Here is a 16,267-nt window from a genome sequence, read left to right as displayed (position 1 = left end):
TGTCAACTGTAGTGGGTGACGAAAAGCTAATATCTAGAGAGGACCTGATAGGTCTTCTTTTTGTGTATATTCAGAGTGATGAAGACACGTTTCTTAAAGTTGATGAAGTTTCTAAAACCGAAGCCCAAGCGTTTAATGTCTTTGATCAACTTGTTAGTAGCTTCCAGTTTTGCGTTTGAATAGTCTGTTTCTAGTGCATTTTTGATATATTGCTTGTGTCTTATGAGTATCAGTTTCAAAAACAAGTGAAATATTGATATTTTGGTCTTTAATTCCGATTAATTCTGTGGTATTCTTAATAAGTCTCATAAGTTCCTCCTAATGATGGTTTGGTCGCTTTTCATTATAGTTCTTATGGGACTTATTGTCTGCATTTCAAAAAGCTCTATAATCTCTACAGTGATTTTACCCACTACAGAAATTATAGAGCCCTAAAGAGTCAGGCCTTGGATCTGGCTCTTTTACTATCCTGTATACTTACAGAACGAGACAATTTCTCTATTCTTGTGCTATAATAAAAGTTATGACTAATGAATTTCACCATGTAACCGTTCTTTTACACGAAACTGTTGATATGCTTGATATCAAGCCCGATGGCATCTATGTTGATGCGACCTTGGGTGGCGCAGGACATTCGTCTTATCTTTTGTCGCAATTATCTGAAAAGGGTCATTTGTACTGCTTCGATCAGGATCAAAAGGCTATTGATAATGCTCAAGTGCGTCTCAAGGATTATATTGATAAGGGGATGGTGACTTTCATCAAGGATAATTTCCGTAATCTCAAGTCCAACCTTGAAGCCTTGGGGGTGTCTGAAATTGATGGCATTCTCTATGACTTGGGTGTCTCTAGCCCACAGTTGGATGAGCGTGAGCGTGGTTTTTCCTATAAACAGGATGCCAAGCTGGATATGCGCATGAATGAGGAGGCGAGCTTGACCGCTTATGATGTGGTCAATACCTATCCTTACAACGATTTGGTGCGTATCTTCTTCAAGTACGGTGAGGACAAGTTCTCTAAACAGATTGCACGTAAGATTGAACAGGCTCGTCAGGTTAAACCAATTGAGACCACGACGGAACTGGCGGAAATCATTAAATCAGCTAAGCCTGCTAAGGAATTGAAGAAGAAGGGGCATCCAGCCAAGCAAATTTTCCAGGCTATTCGTATCGAAGTGAACGATGAGCTTGGTGCTGCGGATGAGTCTATTCAAGAGGCCTTGGATTTACTTGCTGTAGATGGTCGTATTTCGGTTATTACCTTCCATTCTTTGGAGGATCGATTGACTAAACAGCTTTTCAAGGAAGCCAGTACGGTAGATGTGCCTAAAGGTCTACCTTTTATTCCTGAAGACCTTCAACCTAAGGTAGCCTTAGTTAATCGTAAGCCAATCCTACCTAGTCAGGAAGAATTAGAAGCTAATAACCGCTCGCATTCTGCTAAATTGCGTGTGGCTAAAAAAATCAGGAAATAATTATGGAAAATAAGGAACATCAGATTGTTAATAGAGCTATTAGAAACCATATTCGTTTTATGACGCGTATGGAAAAGGCCTTCTATTCGGCAATTGTTTTGACAGCTATTGTGATGAGTATCGCAGTTGTATTTTTACAAGGGCGTAATCAGGCTATCAAGCAACAAATCACAGACCTTAATAGCAAGATTAGTGATGAAAAAACAGAGCTTAACAATGCTAAGCAGGCGGTTAATGAGTTGACTAACTCTGACCGTATTAAAGAGATTGCTAATAAGGCAGGCCTGTCTATTAATAACGATAGTATTAAGAGTGTGAAATAGCCAATGAACAGATTAAGAAAACTTAAACATTTATTTCTAAACTATGTCGTTAGGGATAGGCGAAAGCCAGCCCAGAACCGACAGCACGTTGGTCAGAACCTTATGGTTCTTAGTATCTTTATCTTTTTCGTCTTTATTATCAACTTTGTGGTGATTATCGGGACAGACAGTAAGTTTGGTGTCGATTTGTCGACCCAGGCTGCTAAGTCTTATAACACTAAGACCACAGTGGCTGCTAAGCGTGGTACGATTTACGACCGAAATGGAAATGTTTTGGCTGAGGATTCAACCAGTTATGCCATTTACGCAATCGTGTCTACCAGCTATGTGTCAGCGACTCAAGAAAAACTCTATGTCCAAGATAGTCAGTTTGACAAGGTTGCCGATATTTTAAAGGATAAGCTAGGAATTGAAAAGAGTGCTGCCTTGGCTCAATTACGTACTAAGGGTGCCTATCAGGTTTCCTTTGGACTAAAGGGGAAGGGAATCACCTACTCTGTTAAAGAAGAACTAGAGAAAGCCTTTAAAGATGCGGGAATTAAGGGGATGGCCTTTGAAGCAACAACGTCACGTATGTACCCTAATGGGACCTTCGCATCAGAGTTTCTTGGTCGTGCCGAAGCTGTTGAAAATAAAAAAGACGGCTCTTATTCTTTGATTGGCCAAACTGGTTTAGAGCGTTCGCTTAATAGCCTTTTGACAGGGACAGATGGTGAAGCCATCTATGAGAAGGATAAAAACGGTAATACGCTTCTAGGTACGGAAACCATTACCAAGGAAGCTATCGATGGTAAGAACATCTATACAACCTTGTCAGCGCCTCTTCAAACCTTCCTAGAAACGCAGATGGATACCTTTATGGAGCAGACAAAAGGGGTAAATGCTTCAGCGACAGTTGTTAATGCTAAGACAGGTGAGATCCTTGCAACGACACAACGTCCGACCTATAATTCTGATACCCTTGAGGGACAGGCTAAGAAGAACTATGACTGGGTTAACCGTCTTTACGAAGCCCAGTATGAGCCTGGATCAACCATGAAGGTCATGCTCTTGTCAGCTGCTATTAACAATGGAAGCTTCAACCCGAATGCGACCTATAGTAATGCCAACGGTATTAAGGTTGACGACGTTGAAATCAATGACTGGTCAATCAATGAAGGTATCTCAACAGGTCAAAACATGTCATTTGCCCAAGGGTTCTCCTATTCAAGTAACGTTGGTATGACCATTTTGGAACAAGAGATGGGGGACAAAGTCTGGTCTAACTACCTTTCTCTCTACAAATTTGGTCTTCCAACTCGCTTTGGTATGGTAGGTGAGTCTTCTGGTGTTGTCTCTCGAAACTCTGTTAATATCGCTCAATCGTCTTTTGGACAAGGGATTTCAGTGACTCAGGTACAAATGCTTCGAGCCTTTACCGCAATTTCTAACAAAGGTATTATGCTGGAACCTCAGTTTATTAAACAGGTTGCTGATGTTAACCAAGGTACTGTCCGTACAGCTAAGAAAGAAGTTATCGGCAAGCCAGTTTCTAAGCAGGCCGCCTCTGAAACTCGTAATTATATGATTTCTGTTGGCACAGACCCAGAGTTCGGTACTCTTTACAATAAATCTGAAGGTTCACCGATTATCCAGGTCGGCAATTATGACGTTTCAGTTAAGTCAGGAACGGCTCAAGTTGCCGATGAAAAGACTGGGACTTACAAAGATGGGGCTAATGAAACTCTCAACTCAGTTGTGGCCATGGTTCCTGCAGATGATCCAGAATACATCATGTATGTGACTGTTCAAGAGCCTAAGACCTGGGATAATAATTTCTATGCGACTGTGGTTAACCCGGTTTTGGAAGAAGCCATGTCTATGGGCGACACCCTAGATACTTCTGTTTCTGAAGGTAGTGAAAAGACCGAAGAAACGAGCTATCAAACTGGCGATATTATCGGTAAGCGTCCAGGTGAGACAGCTAACACCCTTCGTCAAAACTTGATTCATCCGATTGTTTTGGGTGTTGGTGATAAGATTGAGAAGGTTTCTGTAGATGCAAAAGCCGATATTAAGGCTAACGAACAGATTCTTATCATGACCAATGACTTCACAGAACTTCCAGATATGTATGGTTGGACCAAGAAGAACGTTGAAACCTTTGCTAAATGGAAAGGCATTAAAATTACGTATAAGGGTGGCAAGTCAGGGACTGTTACCAAACAAAGTGTTGCGGCAGGAAAAGCCCTGTCTAAAACCAAGAAGATTACCATTACTTTAGGAGACTAAGATGACTATGAGTCTGATAGCAGGCGTGGCCGCCTTTGTGTTGACGGTGCTAGCCATGCCTCACTTTATTACTTACTATAAAATCAAGAAAATCGGTGGCCAACAGATGCATGAAGATGTCAAGCAACATTTGGCTAAGGCTGGAACACCAACTATGGGGGGGACAGTCTTCCTAGTGGTTGCCATCTTGGTTAGCTTGATTTTCAACTTACACGTCTTTAGCGAAGGACACCAGGCTTATGGTGCCACAGTAGGGATTCTCTTTGTGATTTTGATATATGGAATCATCGGCTTCCTTGATGATTTCCTTAAGATTTTCCGTCAAATCAATGAGGGACTTAAACCTTGGCAAAAGATGGCCTTGCAGATTATTGCAGGTTTACTTTTCTACTTTATCCACGTACTCCCTAGTGGGACAGATAGCCTAGCTATTGGAGGCTTGACCATTCACCTCGGTGTCTTTTATGTTCTCTTTGTCCTTTTCTGGATCGTTGGTTTCTCAAATGCTGTGAACTTGACAGATGGTATCGATGGTTTGGCTTCTATCTCTGTAGTTATCAGCTTGATTGCCTATGGGATTATCGCTTTTGTCAAGGGTGAGTTTGCTATTTTGACCATCATCGTTACCATGATTGGTGCTCTTCTTGGCTTCTTCGTCTTTAACCACAAGCCAGCCAAGGTCTTTATGGGAGATGTTGGTTCCTTGTCACTTGGGGCTATGCTTGCGGTTATCTCTATTGCCCTACGTGTGGAGTGGACCCTACTCTTGATTGGTGTGGTTTATGTCTTTGAGACAGCTTCTGTCATGCTACAGGTCAGCTATTTCAAATACACTAAACGTAAGTATGGAGAAGGTCGCCGTATTTTCCGTATGACACCATTCCACCATCACCTCGAATTAGGTGGTCTTTCAGGTAAGGGTGACAAATGGTCAGAGTGGAAGGTTGATGCTTTCCTTTGGACAGTTGGAGCACTTGCAAGTGCCATTACCCTTTGGATGGTTCTTGGAAACGTTATGAAATAAATGAAAAGAGCAGAAATGCTCTTTTTTTGTTATAATGATAAGGATAGACTAGATAGAAAAGAAGTAAATAAATATGTCATTTAAAGATTTTAATTTTAAAACATTTATTCAGGAGGCCCTTGATGAAATTAAGTTTAAGGAGCCGACGCCTGTTCAGCAGAAATTGATTCCTGTAGTCCGTTCAGGTCGTGATTTGGTTGGTGAATCAAAGACGGGTTCAGGGAAGACACATACCTTCCTCTTGCCAATTTTTGAGAAACTTAATCCAAAGAGTGGTGATGTTCAAGTTGTTATTACAGCGCCATCACGTGAATTGGCGACACAGATTTACCAAGCGACAAAACAGATTGCCAAACACTCTGAGACTGAAATTCGTGTTGTTAACTATGTGGGTGGTACAGACAAGCAACGTCAGATTGAGAAACTCAAGGTAGCACAACCTCATATTGTTATCGGGACACCAGGGCGTATTTATGACCTAGTTAAATCTGGAGACTTGGCTATCCACAAGGCCCATACCTTTGTCGTTGACGAAGCTGACATGACCATGGATATGGGATTCTTGGATACTGTGGATAAAATTGCAGCAAGTCTGCCTAAGGAAGTTCAAATTTTGGTCTTCTCAGCAACCATTCCTCAAAAACTGCAACCATTCTTGAAGAAATATTTGACTAATCCGGTCATGGAGCAAATTAAGACTTCAACAGTCATTGCGGATACTATTGATAACTGGTTGGTATCTACTAAGGGTCGCAATAAAAATGAACAGATTCTTGAGATGCTTAAGGGAATGCAGCCATATCTGGCAATGATTTTCGTTAATACCAAGGAACGTGCCGACGATTTGCACAGCTACTTGGTGTCAAATGGTCTTAAGGTTGCTAAGATTCATGGAGGTATTCCACCACGTGAGCGTAAGCGTATCATGAATCAAGTCAAGAAGCTTGATTTTGAGTACATTGTAGCGACTGACCTTGCGGCGCGTGGGATTGACATTGAAGGTGTGAGCCATGTCATCAATGATGCTATTCCTCAAGACTTGTCCTTCTTTGTTCACCGTGTAGGACGTACAGGACGTAATGGTTTGTCAGGAACAGCCATTACCCTTTATCAACCAAGTGACGACTCCGATATTCGTGAGCTTGAAAAGATGGGGATTACCTTTGACCCTAAAGTCTATAAGGACGGCGAGTTTCAAGATACCTATGACCGTGACCGTCGTGCCAACCGTGAAAAAGCCTATCAAAAACTTGATACGGAAATGATCGGTTTGGTTAAGAAGAAAAAGAAAAAAATCAAGCCTGGCTACAAGAAGAAAATTCAGTGGAAGGTTGACGAAAAACGCAAACGTGAACGTCGTGCGGCTAACCGTGCTAAGGGGCGTGCTGAGCGTAAAGCTAAGAAGCAAAGCTTCTAAGCATTGGCTTCTAGGTGAGAGCAAATTTTAATTTAAAAATTCAAAAGGTTGAAACCAAAGTGTTTCAGCTTTTTTGATTATTATCAAACTTTTTGGAAACTCAAAAGACCTTATTTAGTTTGAAGATATATTTTTCTTTTGAGCCTAAGGTCTCAAAACTTCCCAACGCTTATGACTACAAAGTCTTAGTCGTCATTATCACAGCGACAAGTCTCAGTATATGCTCACTACACTCGCAAAATAATTGGCTGTCTTAAGAACTGAAACTATGACAGATTTTAAATAGTTTTATCACAGACATTTTTAAGAAGCTTTCCGTTTAAAGTAAAATAATGTGTAAGTTTGAGGTTATTAGTTGAGTCAACTCTCAAAATCAGGTAGTGACATTTATGTCACTACTTTTTTGTTGGCTTTCTATCTATAATACAATCATAGCTTTTGAGAAAAGGCTAAAAAATATTTTAAAGGAGGTTGTTTTAATGACAACACAAATCATTAACAATTTTAACTCACTTAATTCCGAAGATCTTTCTACTGTTAAGGGTGGAGCATGTAGTTTTTGGGGAGCTACAGCTGCCGTAGGCGTCGGGGCTGTTGGAGGAGCCATTAAAGGTGGTATTCAAACAGGTACTTGGCAAGGTGCAGCCTTAAAGGGTATTGGTTATGGTATTAAAGATGGGATTACTTATGGACTTATTTGTCGTTATTAGGCGATTACTGAGTCAATTTTTTGGCCAAATAGTACTTGCTCTCCTAATTTATGGGCTTATATTCTTTGCTTGGCAACACTTTAGAGGAGAAATTTTCTCAATTGTGTGCATCTATGTCAGTATATCCCTAGCAGATGACGTCTATCATCTCGCAGAAGAATATGTTAAAAAGAAAGTTAACTAGGAATACGTTCCTGTTTGAAAAATAGCATGTAAAAACTTGGCAAAATGATTGTCAAGTTTTTTTATAGCAAAAGTGCTACAATAGGAGTCATGAAAGACACGATTCGAATTCTTCATATCAATGATTTACACTCTCATTTTGAACAGTATCCACAACTCAAGCGAGCTGTGGATGATTTGAGTCAGACGGATAGAGAGTTGATTAAGGTAGATCTTGGGGACAATGTGGATAAGTCCCATCCCTTGTCTGATGCGACCGCTGGGCGTTTTAATGTAGCCCTGATGAATGAGTTGGGGATAGACTATGCGACTATTGGAAATAATGAGGGGATTGGTCTGGCCAAGGATGAGCTAGACTGTCTTTATGAGCAGGCTAAGTTTCAGCCTATCATAGGAAATCTCAAGGATGAGGGGAGACAGCCTGAATGGGCCAAGCCCTATCTTATCCACAGAACTAAAGCAGGTACAAACATTGCTTTCTTAGCCTATACCTTCCCATATTACATCACCTATGCTCCCAACGGTTGGCAGGTGTTAGAGCCTATGGCTAGGTTGGAAGAGGATTTGGCTCGTCCTGAGGTAAGGGATGCAGATATAGTCGTCGTTCTTAGCCATCTGGGTGTACGCTATGATGAGCAGATTGCAGAGACTTATCCGCAGGTAAACCTTGTCATCGGGAGCCATACGCATCACCTTTTTGAAGAGGGGAAATTAGTCAATGAAACCTATTTGGCAGCTGCTGACAGATATGGCTATTATCTTGGCTGTATTGACCTTACTGTGGAAAATGGGCGATTGATAGAATGTCAGATTGAGGCTATCCCCACCAAGTCCTACATCTTGGATTTAGACAAGGAGGACGAAACCTTTATCAAGGCTATGCGTGAGGAAGGCCATCATCGTTTAGCTCAGAAAAAAGTAGCTAATCTAGGTCGAGAACTAGATTTTGATGAGACCTGTCAATTGGTTTTACAGGCTGTTTGTCAGGAGACCGATAGCCAATTAACGCTTTTAAATACTGGACTTATCATGAAAACACTAGGTCCTCAAGTGACCATGGCAGACCTGCAAGAAGCCCTTCCTCACCAGATGCGGATGGCACGTCTAGTCGTGACAGGACAAGAACTCAAAGAAATCTGTCAGGAAGTTTTTACTAAGGCTGAACTCCTTAAAAATCAAGCTATTAAAGGTATGGGATTTAGAGGGAAGACATTTGGTGAAGTAATCACGGGGAATTTTGCTTACAAAAACGGTAATTTATTGTATAATAGAAGGGTTGTAGATTCCAATGAGAAGTTTAGTTTGGTCCTTGTGGACCAGTACTACTTTGCTTCTTATTTCCCTACAATTAAGGAAAAGGAGGTTACTCTTCTTTTTCCAGATTTGTTAAGGGAACTTGTGGCCAAGTATTTAGGAAAAAATGGTGCCAATTGGGATAAGATATAGAGACATTATTACAGCATCAGGATAGAAAATAAGAGAGAGCAGAAAGGATGGCACATGCGTAAAGAAATCTTGCCAGAAATGTTTAATTATAATAAATATCCAGGGCCAGACTTTGTGTATGTGGCTGATCTTCTGAAATCAGATGCCTGTCAGTTTACAGTTCTTGAAAATCACAAGGATGCTTTAGACGCTACCCGCTTTGGGCAACGTTTTTCTGAAATCATGCTCAAGTATGATTATATCGTTGGGGACTGGTCTAATGATCAGCTTCGCCTTAAGGGATTTTACGAGGACGAGCGACCTAATACGCGTAAGACAGACCGTATTAGCCGATTGTCAGAGTATTTGCGTGAATACTGTGCCTTTGGCTGTGCCTACTTTATTTTGAAAAATGAAGAGCCGCAATTAATCGTCTTTGAAGAGGAGACGGAGCCTCGTCGCAAGCGCCGTCGTTCTAATAATCGTCGTAATGCTTCTCAGGAATCTAGAGAGCGCAATGCTTCTCAAAAGAATAAAGGACAAAAAGCTTCTGCTAAGCAAAAGCCAGACAAGTCCAAACGAAGAGATAGGGATCAAGAGGGTCCAAGCTTTGAGAAAATCAAGCGTCGTCCTAAGTTCAAATCTAGATCTGAGGATGGTTGTCGTGAGCGTAAGCCTAACTTCAAGAAGAGTCAGAAGCAAGCTCCAAAATCTAAAGGTCAAAACACCCCATCGAAGAAACAAAGCCAGATCAAGTCAGATGGTCAGCATTTCACAATCAGAAAAAAAGGAAATTAAACTATGTCAGAAGTAACAACACAAGCAAAACCAGAACGCCGTAAACGTCAGAAGTTAGAGGATATGGAAGGCTACAAACCTTCTATTTATGGTCTTACTCGTGATGAGTTGATTGATTGGGCTATGGAACACGGTGAAAAGAAATTCCGTGCTACTCAAATTTGGGATTGGCTCTACAAGAAGCGTGTGCAATCTTTCGAAGAAATGACCAACATTTCTAAGGATTTCATTGCTAAATTGAATGAGAATTTCTGTGTGAACCCATTGAAACAACGTATCGTTCAAGAATCTAAAGATGGTACCGTTAAATATCTTTTTGAATTGCCAGATGGTATGTTGATTGAGACGGTTTTGATGCGTCAACACTATGGTTTGTCTGTCTGTGTGACAACTCAGGTTGGATGTAACATCGGTTGTACTTTCTGTGCCAGTGGTTTGATTAAGAAGCAACGTGACTTGACTGCTGGTGAGATTGTGGCACAAATCATGTTGGTACAAAAATACTTTGACGATCGTGGTGACGGTGAACGTGTCAGCCACGTGGTTGTTATGGGTATCGGTGAGCCATTTGATAACTATGACAATGTGCTTCGCTTCTTGCGTACCATTAACAATGACAATGGTCTTGCTATCGGAGCGCGTCACATTACCGTATCAACATCTGGTTTGGCACCAAAAATCAAGGAATTTGCTAACGAAGGTGTTCAAGTTAACCTTGCTGTGTCACTTCACGCGCCTAACAATGACCTTCGTTCAAGCATCATGCGTATCAACCGCTCGTTCCCACTTGAAAAACTCTTTGAAGCTATCGAGTATTATATCCAGACAACCAATCGTCGTGTAACTTTTGAGTATATCATGCTTAATGAGGTCAATGACCACCCTGAAAATGCTCAAGAGTTGGCTGATTTGACTAAGAAAATCCGTAAGTTGTCATACATCAACTTGATTCCATATAATCCAGTATCAGAGCACGACCAATATAGCCGTTCAACGAAAGAACGTGTGGCTGCCTTCTACGATGTGCTCAAGAAAAATGGGGTTAACTGCGTGGTTCGTCAAGAGCACGGTACAGATATTGACGCAGCTTGTGGACAATTGCGTTCAAACACTATGAAACGTGACCGTCAAAAGGCAGTAGCAGAAGCTTCTGGTAAATCAGAAGGTAAGTAAGATGTTTCAGCTTAAGACTTGGGTAGATAAGGATGGAGAACTAACACCAAAAGGAAGCAAGCTAAGCCGAGTTTTGGTCTGTGCTTATCTCCTTTGTTTAGTGCTCCTATGTTGGACACCCCAGTATGGGCTAGTCGAAGGTGTTGAAACCCCTGGTATTCAACATTTTGGTCGTGTCGTGGTCCTATTAACCCCATTCAATAGTTTGACCAACTTTTATCAGCTGGATAGTCTTAAAGAGATTGTCTTTGTGCTTGGGCAAAATGTGACCAACATTTTCTTGTTGAGTCCGCTGATTTTAGGGCTTTTAGCCTTGTACCCAAGATTCAGGTCTTGGAAAAAGGTCCTTTTAGCGACCTTTGTCATGTCTTTGACGATTGAGGTTGGACAAGTTATTCTAGACCTTCTCATTGATGCTAATCGTGTCTTTGAGTTAGATGATTTATGGACCAATACTTTGGGAGGTTTGGTGGCACTAGGTGTCTACCGCCTTCTTGTAAAACTGATTCAAACGCATTCTAAAGAGTAAAAAACCTAGGAGCTTAAGCGTCTCAGGTTTCACTTATTTTCTATCATACAAATACAACACATTCAAAAGAGGGAAAAATGAATAAACACGTTTGGAGAAATAATGAAACACTTAATGATGACAGTAGTCACCGTATTAACGTTAGGAGTAACAATGACGATGGTTAAGGCAGATACTTATCAAAGTGGCCGTGATGCCGATATTATGCGAGAAAGAGGACAGGTTTGGAATTATTCTGAGTCTAAGAGAGATCCTCAATTAGCCAACTACAACACTGATGGTCGCTATCTCAGTGAGGCAACTAACTTTGAATTGTACAATTTTGTCAGAGAGTATAAAACATCTGATGAAATCAGACGCATTTGGAACCCTAAGAAGGATGAATCCGTTATCCATGATAAGGATAGTTACTCTATGGATGGTGGGAACAAGGTATATAATTTTGATTCCTTTGCTTATCAATTACCAGAGTCTACTGATTTTGGGAAGTTATCTTATATTGGTCACTTTCAGTTAGAAGATGGCACAATCTATCGCTATTGGAAGTAACCTTATCATACGAGACTTATACGAGGTCTATTATTAACCATTTGTAAGGATAGGAGGAGTAACTTGTCTTTTAAAGAATCAATCATTGCAAAACTTTGGTGGTTTTTCAAGTTAGAAAAACGCCGGTATATTGTTGGGATTTTGGCACTGAGTCTGGTTTCGGTTCTCAATCTGATTCCTCCTATGGTTATGGGACGGGTCATTGATGCTATCACATCGGGAAAATTGACCAATCAGATCTTGCTTCTGAATCTCGTTTATTTGCTTTTGGCAGCTCTAGGGATGTACTATTTACGCTATGTTTGGCGCATGTATATCTTGGCGACTTCTTATCGCTTAGGCCAGATTATGCGTTCACGCCTTTTTGAGCATTTTACCAAGATGTCGCCTTCTTTTTATCAAAAGTACCGAACTGGGGACCTCATGGCCCATGCAACCAATGATATCAACTCTTTAACTCGCTTGGCTGGTGGGGGTGTCATGTCAGCCGTGGATGCCTCTATTACAGCCTTGGTAACCCTAATCACTATGTTTTTCAGCATTTCCTGGCAGATGACACTAGTGGCTGTCTTACCCCTACCTTTCATGGCTTTTGCGACTAGTCGTTTGGGCCGTAAGACCCATAAAGCTTTTGGAGAATCCCAGGCAGCCTTTTCAGAACTTAATAATAAGGTTCAAGAGTCGGTATCAGGTATCAAGGTAACCAAGTCTTTTGGCTATCAGGAGGCTGAGCTTCAGTCCTTCCAAGAGACCAATAAGATGACCTTTAAAAAGAATATGCATACCATGAAGTATGACAGCCTTTTTGATCCTTTGGTCTTACTCTTTGTTGGCTCATCTTATGTTTTGACCCTTCTTGTCGGTGCCTTTATGATTCAGGCTGGTCAGATAACGGTCGGAAATTTGGTAACCTTCATTACCTATTTGGACATGCTGGTTTGGCCCCTAATGGCCATTGGCTTCCTCTTTAATATCACACAGAGAGGAAATGTGTCCTACCAACGTATTGAAAATCTTCTGGAGCAGGAATCAGATGTTCAAGATCCTGCGCATCCTCTCCCAAGTATTGAAAATGGTCGCTTAGAATATGCGATTGACCGCTTTGCTTTTGAGGATGAGGATACTTTGAGAGATATTCATTTCACCTTGGACAAGGGGCAAACCCTTGGCTTGGTTGGTCAGACTGGCTCTGGAAAGACGGCTCTTGTCAAGTTGCTCTTGCGGGAGCACGATGTTAATCAAGGAGCCATCTATTTGAATGGGCATGACATCCGAGACTATCGCCTATCAGACTTGCGTAGCTTGATGGGTTACGTTCCTCAAGACCAGTTTCTCTTTGCCAGTTCCATTTTAGACAATGTCCGCTTTGGTAATCCTGATCTCGCCTTTGACAAGATAGAAGAAGCGACTAAGTTGGCTCAAGTTTATGATGATATCAAGGATATGCCTGAAGGTTTTGAAACGATCATTGGTGAAAAGGGTATCAGCCTATCAGGCGGTCAAAAACAACGTCTGGCCATGAGTCGGGCCATGATTTTGGATCCAGATATTTTGATTTTGGACGACTCTCTATCGGCAGTGGATGCCAAGACAGAACATGCTATTATTGACAATCTCAAACATACTCGTAAGGACAAGACGACTATCATTACCGCCCATCGTTTGAGTGCGGTGGTGCACGCTGACCTTATCTTAGTCATGCAGGATGGTCGTATCATTGAACGTGGCCGTCATGAGGATTTGCTAGCTCAGGGTGGTTGGTATGCCAAGACCTATGAGTCTCAACAGTTAGAAATGGAAGGAGGAGAAGCCGATGCCTAATCAAAACCAATGGTCTGTGTTTAAGCGTCTCTTGACCTATCTCAAGCCTTACAAATTCTTGACCTTTCTAGCTTTGGCCTTTCTCTTGTCCACAACGGTTATCAAGAGTATCATTCCCCTTGTGGCCTCTTATTTTATCGACCACTATCTTCATGATATGAATCAGGCGGCAAGCTTAATTCTGATTGGTTACTATGGTCTTTATCTCTTGCAGACGCTAGTCCAGTATTTGGGAAATCTCTTTTTTGCGCGTGTGTCCTATAGTATTGTCAGGGATATTCGCCGGGATGCCTTTGCCAATATGGAGAAACTGGGTATGTCTTACTTTGACAAGACTCCAGCAGGGTCTATTGTTTCCCGCTTGACCAATGATACAGAGACTATTAGTGAGATGTTCTCAGGAATTCTGTCTAGCTTTATTTCGGCTATCTTTATCTTTGTTACCACCCTTTACACCATGATGATGTTGGACATTCGTCTGACCGGGCTTATTGTACTCTTTCTTCCTCTGATTGTTCTCTTGGTTAACCTTTACCGCAAAAAATCAGTGGTTATCATTGAAAAGACCAGAGCCTTACTTTCAGATATAAATGCCAAACTGTCAGAGAGTATCGAAGGGATTCGCATCATTCAGGCCCTTAATCAAGAGAAACGCCTCAAAAAAGAGTTTGATGCTATTAATGAGGAACACTTGATTTACGCTAGCCGTTCCATGTCACTGGATTCTCTCTTTCTACGCCCAGCCATGAGTTTACTGAAGCTCCTGGGCTATGCCGTTCTCATGGCCTATTTTGGCTACCGTGGTATCTACCTGGGCATCACAGCGGGGACCATGTATGCCTTTATCCAGTACATTAACCGTCTTTTTGATCCCTTGATTGAAGTGACACAGAACTTCTCAACCTTGCAAACTTCTATGGTCTCAGCCGGTCGGGTCTTTGCCTTGATTGACGAGCGCACCTATGAACCTGAGCAGAGAGACACAGATGCCAAGATTACTGAGGGGAATATTCGCTTTGAAAATGTCTCCTTCTCCTATGATGGCAAGCATCAGATTTTGGATAATATTTCCTTCTCTGTCAATAAAGGAGAAACCATCGCTTTTGTCGGTTCTACAGGTTCCGGAAAATCCTCTATTATCAACGTGTTTATGCGTTTCTATGAGTTCCAATCAGGCCAAGTTCTTCTTGACGGTGTGGATATTCGCGATTATAGTCAGGCAGAGCTGCGTAAGAACATTGGTCTTGTCCTTCAGGAACCCTTTCTCTATCATGGTACAGTCAAATCAAATATTGCCATGTATCAGGATCTAACTGATGAAGAGATTAAAGCAGCCGCTGAGTTTGTGGATGCCAATCACTTTATCGACAAACTTCCAGAAGGATATGATGCTCCAGTTTCTGAACGAGGTTCAAGTTTTTCAACCGGACAGCGCCAACTTCTAGCCTTTGCTAGGACCGTTGCTAGCCAGCCTAAGATTTTGATTCTGGATGAAGCGACAGCCAATATTGATTCAGAGACAGAGGCTATTGTCCAAAATTCTCTAGCAAAAATGCGTCAAGGACGCACAACCATTGCCATTGCCCACCGCCTATCGACAATCCAAGATGCCAACTGCATCTATGTCTTAGACAAGGGCCGCATCATCGAACATGGTAGCCATGAGGAGCTCCTAGCCCTCGGTGGCACCTACCACAAGATGTACAGCCTACAAGCAGGTGCAATGGAAGGAGAGTAAGCTAGTCTAGACCATAGATTCTATATTCGAAAAGATTTCTTAAAAATCAAAATCGAGTGGTGACATTTATGTCACTACTTTTTTGTTGTCTTCCACCCTATAATAAAACCATAGCTTGAGAGAAAAAAGCTAAAAAATAATATTTTAGGAGGTTGTTAGAATGACAACACAAACAATGAACACTTTTGAAACACTCGATCTCGAGACACTTGCAAACGTTGAAGGTGGTGGATGTAGCTGGGGAGGTTTTGCTAAACAAGGAGTAGCTACAGGAGTTGGTAATGGTTTACGATTAGGTATCAAAACACGTACTTGGCAAGGTGCTGTCGCAGGAGCAGCTGGAGGTGCTATTGTAGGGGGTGTTGGTTATGGAGCAACATGCTGGTGGTGATGGATTATGTTTGATTTGAAAAGTTATATTTTAGGGATGGTTTGCATGGCCTTGATGACTTTTTTGGATAAGCCTATTATGTCATTGCTTGAAAAACACAAATCTACCAATTCCATTAAAAAGAAATCTTAATTGAGATACCTTGTCAATTGCTAGTCTGTGAATAGCTTGTGAATAGTGGTTGAAAACTTCGATATAAAAGAAGAGGTATTTGTACTTATGACTAAAAAACGTCTAGTGTCTCTAATGATGTCTATGGGCTTCATCCTTGTTGCCTTACATAACTTGGGAGAAAAACTGAGTTTTGGACTTCAATGCCTAAATCTTATTGGGTTATGTCTTTTTCTCTTTCTTATGTGTACGATTATCAAGGATATAAAATCAGACAAGTAGTGACATTTATGTCACTACTTTTTTGTTTATCTTACGAAAACCACTAGC

14 protein-coding genes and 1 pseudogene are annotated in these 16,267 nt (G+C 41.4%); 14 read left to right on the top strand and 1 reads right to left on the bottom strand.

From position 1 onward, the window contains the following. Nucleotides 1–33: 33 nt before the first annotated feature. A pseudogene (locus HMPREF2571_RS10315) lies at nt 34–254 on the bottom strand (transposase); the annotation flags it as partial. Nucleotides 255–523: 269 nt separating this feature from the next. Between HMPREF2571_RS10315 and rsmH the strand changes: the two are divergent. The 14 genes from rsmH (at nt 524) to HMPREF2571_RS06560 (ending at nt 15,826) form a co-directional block, all read left to right on the top strand. After that, a complete protein-coding gene (gene rsmH / locus HMPREF2571_RS06630; protein WP_002888254.1) occupies nt 524–1,474 on the top strand; it encodes a 16S rRNA (cytosine(1402)-N(4))-methyltransferase RsmH in 951 nt (316 codons plus the stop codon). A gap of 2 nt (nt 1,475–1,476) precedes the next feature. After that, nucleotides 1,477–1,797, top strand: coding sequence for a cell division protein FtsL (ftsL, locus tag HMPREF2571_RS06625; protein WP_002891750.1), 321 nt, complete (start codon nt 1,477–1,479; stop codon nt 1,795–1,797). Nucleotides 1,798–1,800: 3 nt separating this feature from the next. After that, complete coding sequence (pbp2X, locus tag HMPREF2571_RS06620; protein ID WP_070847496.1) at nt 1,801–4,068, top strand: penicillin-binding protein PBP2X; 2,268 nt, start codon at nt 1,801–1,803, stop codon at nt 4,066–4,068. Between the two features lies 1 nt (nt 4,069). Next, entirely contained in the window at nt 4,070–5,092 is a 1,023-nt protein-coding gene (gene mraY, locus HMPREF2571_RS06615) for a phospho-N-acetylmuramoyl-pentapeptide-transferase (protein ID WP_048790201.1), read from the top strand. Between the two features lie 73 nt (nt 5,093–5,165). Further along, nucleotides 5,166–6,509, top strand: a complete 1,344-nt coding sequence (locus HMPREF2571_RS06610) for a DEAD/DEAH box helicase (protein WP_014634998.1) — start codon at nt 5,166–5,168, stop codon at nt 6,507–6,509. Between the two features lie 479 nt (nt 6,510–6,988). After that, nucleotides 6,989–7,219, top strand: coding sequence for a Blp family class II bacteriocin (locus HMPREF2571_RS06605; protein ID WP_002884558.1), 231 nt, complete (start codon nt 6,989–6,991; stop codon nt 7,217–7,219). A 273-nt stretch (nt 7,220–7,492) separates the two neighbouring features. After that, on the top strand, nt 7,493–8,848 hold the full coding sequence (locus HMPREF2571_RS06595; RefSeq protein WP_070847493.1) for a bifunctional metallophosphatase/5'-nucleotidase: 1,356 nt from the start codon (nt 7,493–7,495) through the stop codon (nt 8,846–8,848). A 54-nt stretch (nt 8,849–8,902) separates the two neighbouring features. After that, nucleotides 8,903–9,625 (top strand): YutD family protein, encoded by a 723-nt coding sequence (locus tag HMPREF2571_RS06590; RefSeq protein WP_013991128.1) that lies wholly within the window; start codon nt 8,903–8,905, stop codon nt 9,623–9,625. 63 nt (nt 9,626–9,688) lie between these two features. Beyond that, entirely contained in the window at nt 9,689–10,798 is a 1,110-nt protein-coding gene (rlmN, locus tag HMPREF2571_RS06585; RefSeq protein ID WP_096832658.1) for a dual-specificity RNA methyltransferase RlmN, read from the top strand. A gap of 1 nt (nt 10,799) precedes the next feature. Continuing rightward, nucleotides 10,800–11,327 (top strand): VanZ family protein, encoded by a 528-nt coding sequence (locus HMPREF2571_RS06580; RefSeq protein WP_070847491.1) that lies wholly within the window; start codon nt 10,800–10,802, stop codon nt 11,325–11,327. 159 nt (nt 11,328–11,486) lie between these two features. Next, nucleotides 11,487–11,876: a hypothetical protein gene (locus HMPREF2571_RS06575; RefSeq protein ID WP_239665622.1), complete on the top strand. Its 390-nt coding sequence runs from the start codon at nt 11,487–11,489 to the stop codon at nt 11,874–11,876. A 63-nt stretch (nt 11,877–11,939) separates the two neighbouring features. Beyond that, on the top strand, nt 11,940–13,697 hold the full coding sequence (locus HMPREF2571_RS06570; RefSeq protein WP_004183370.1) for an ABC transporter ATP-binding protein: 1,758 nt from the start codon (nt 11,940–11,942) through the stop codon (nt 13,695–13,697). Then, complete coding sequence (locus HMPREF2571_RS06565; RefSeq protein ID WP_004183369.1) at nt 13,690–15,435, top strand: ABC transporter ATP-binding protein; 1,746 nt, start codon at nt 13,690–13,692, stop codon at nt 15,433–15,435. Before HMPREF2571_RS06570 ends, HMPREF2571_RS06565 begins: the two co-directional genes overlap by 8 nt. Nucleotides 15,436–15,595: 160 nt before the next feature. Further along, entirely contained in the window at nt 15,596–15,826 is a 231-nt protein-coding gene (locus tag HMPREF2571_RS06560) for a Blp family class II bacteriocin (RefSeq protein WP_013991125.1), read from the top strand. Nucleotides 15,827–16,267 lie beyond the last annotated feature (441 nt).

Source organism: Streptococcus sp. HMSC068F04, from assembly GCF_001837455.1.
Classification (GTDB): Bacteria; Bacillota; Bacilli; order Lactobacillales; family Streptococcaceae; genus Streptococcus; species Streptococcus salivarius_D.
The sequence above is the reverse complement of the archived record's forward strand: the minus strand, read 5'-3'. Positions and strand labels throughout refer to the sequence as shown.

What these genes read in the sequence shown, in the direction of transcription:
- rsmH (WP_002888254.1), top strand. Translation starts at nt 524, where the DNA reads ATGACTAATGAATTTCACCATGTAACCGTTCTTTTACACGAAACTGTT.
- ftsL (WP_002891750.1), top strand. Translation starts at nt 1,477, where the DNA reads ATGGAAAATAAGGAACATCAGATTGTTAATAGAGCTATTAGAAACCAT.
- pbp2X (WP_070847496.1), top strand. Translation starts at nt 1,801, where the DNA reads ATGAACAGATTAAGAAAACTTAAACATTTATTTCTAAACTATGTCGTT.
- mraY (WP_048790201.1), top strand. Translation starts at nt 4,070, where the DNA reads ATGACTATGAGTCTGATAGCAGGCGTGGCCGCCTTTGTGTTGACGGTG.
- HMPREF2571_RS06610 (WP_014634998.1), top strand. Translation starts at nt 5,166, where the DNA reads ATGTCATTTAAAGATTTTAATTTTAAAACATTTATTCAGGAGGCCCTT.
- HMPREF2571_RS06605 (WP_002884558.1), top strand. Translation starts at nt 6,989, where the DNA reads ATGACAACACAAATCATTAACAATTTTAACTCACTTAATTCCGAAGAT.
- HMPREF2571_RS06595 (WP_070847493.1), top strand. Translation starts at nt 7,493, where the DNA reads ATGAAAGACACGATTCGAATTCTTCATATCAATGATTTACACTCTCAT.
- HMPREF2571_RS06590 (WP_013991128.1), top strand. Translation starts at nt 8,903, where the DNA reads ATGCGTAAAGAAATCTTGCCAGAAATGTTTAATTATAATAAATATCCA.
- rlmN (WP_096832658.1), top strand. Translation starts at nt 9,689, where the DNA reads ATGGAAGGCTACAAACCTTCTATTTATGGTCTTACTCGTGATGAGTTG.
- HMPREF2571_RS06580 (WP_070847491.1), top strand. Translation starts at nt 10,800, where the DNA reads ATGTTTCAGCTTAAGACTTGGGTAGATAAGGATGGAGAACTAACACCA.
- HMPREF2571_RS06575 (WP_239665622.1), top strand. Translation starts at nt 11,487, where the DNA reads ATGGTTAAGGCAGATACTTATCAAAGTGGCCGTGATGCCGATATTATG.
- HMPREF2571_RS06565 (WP_004183369.1), top strand. Translation starts at nt 13,690, where the DNA reads ATGCCTAATCAAAACCAATGGTCTGTGTTTAAGCGTCTCTTGACCTAT.
- HMPREF2571_RS06560 (WP_013991125.1), top strand. Translation starts at nt 15,596, where the DNA reads ATGACAACACAAACAATGAACACTTTTGAAACACTCGATCTCGAGACA.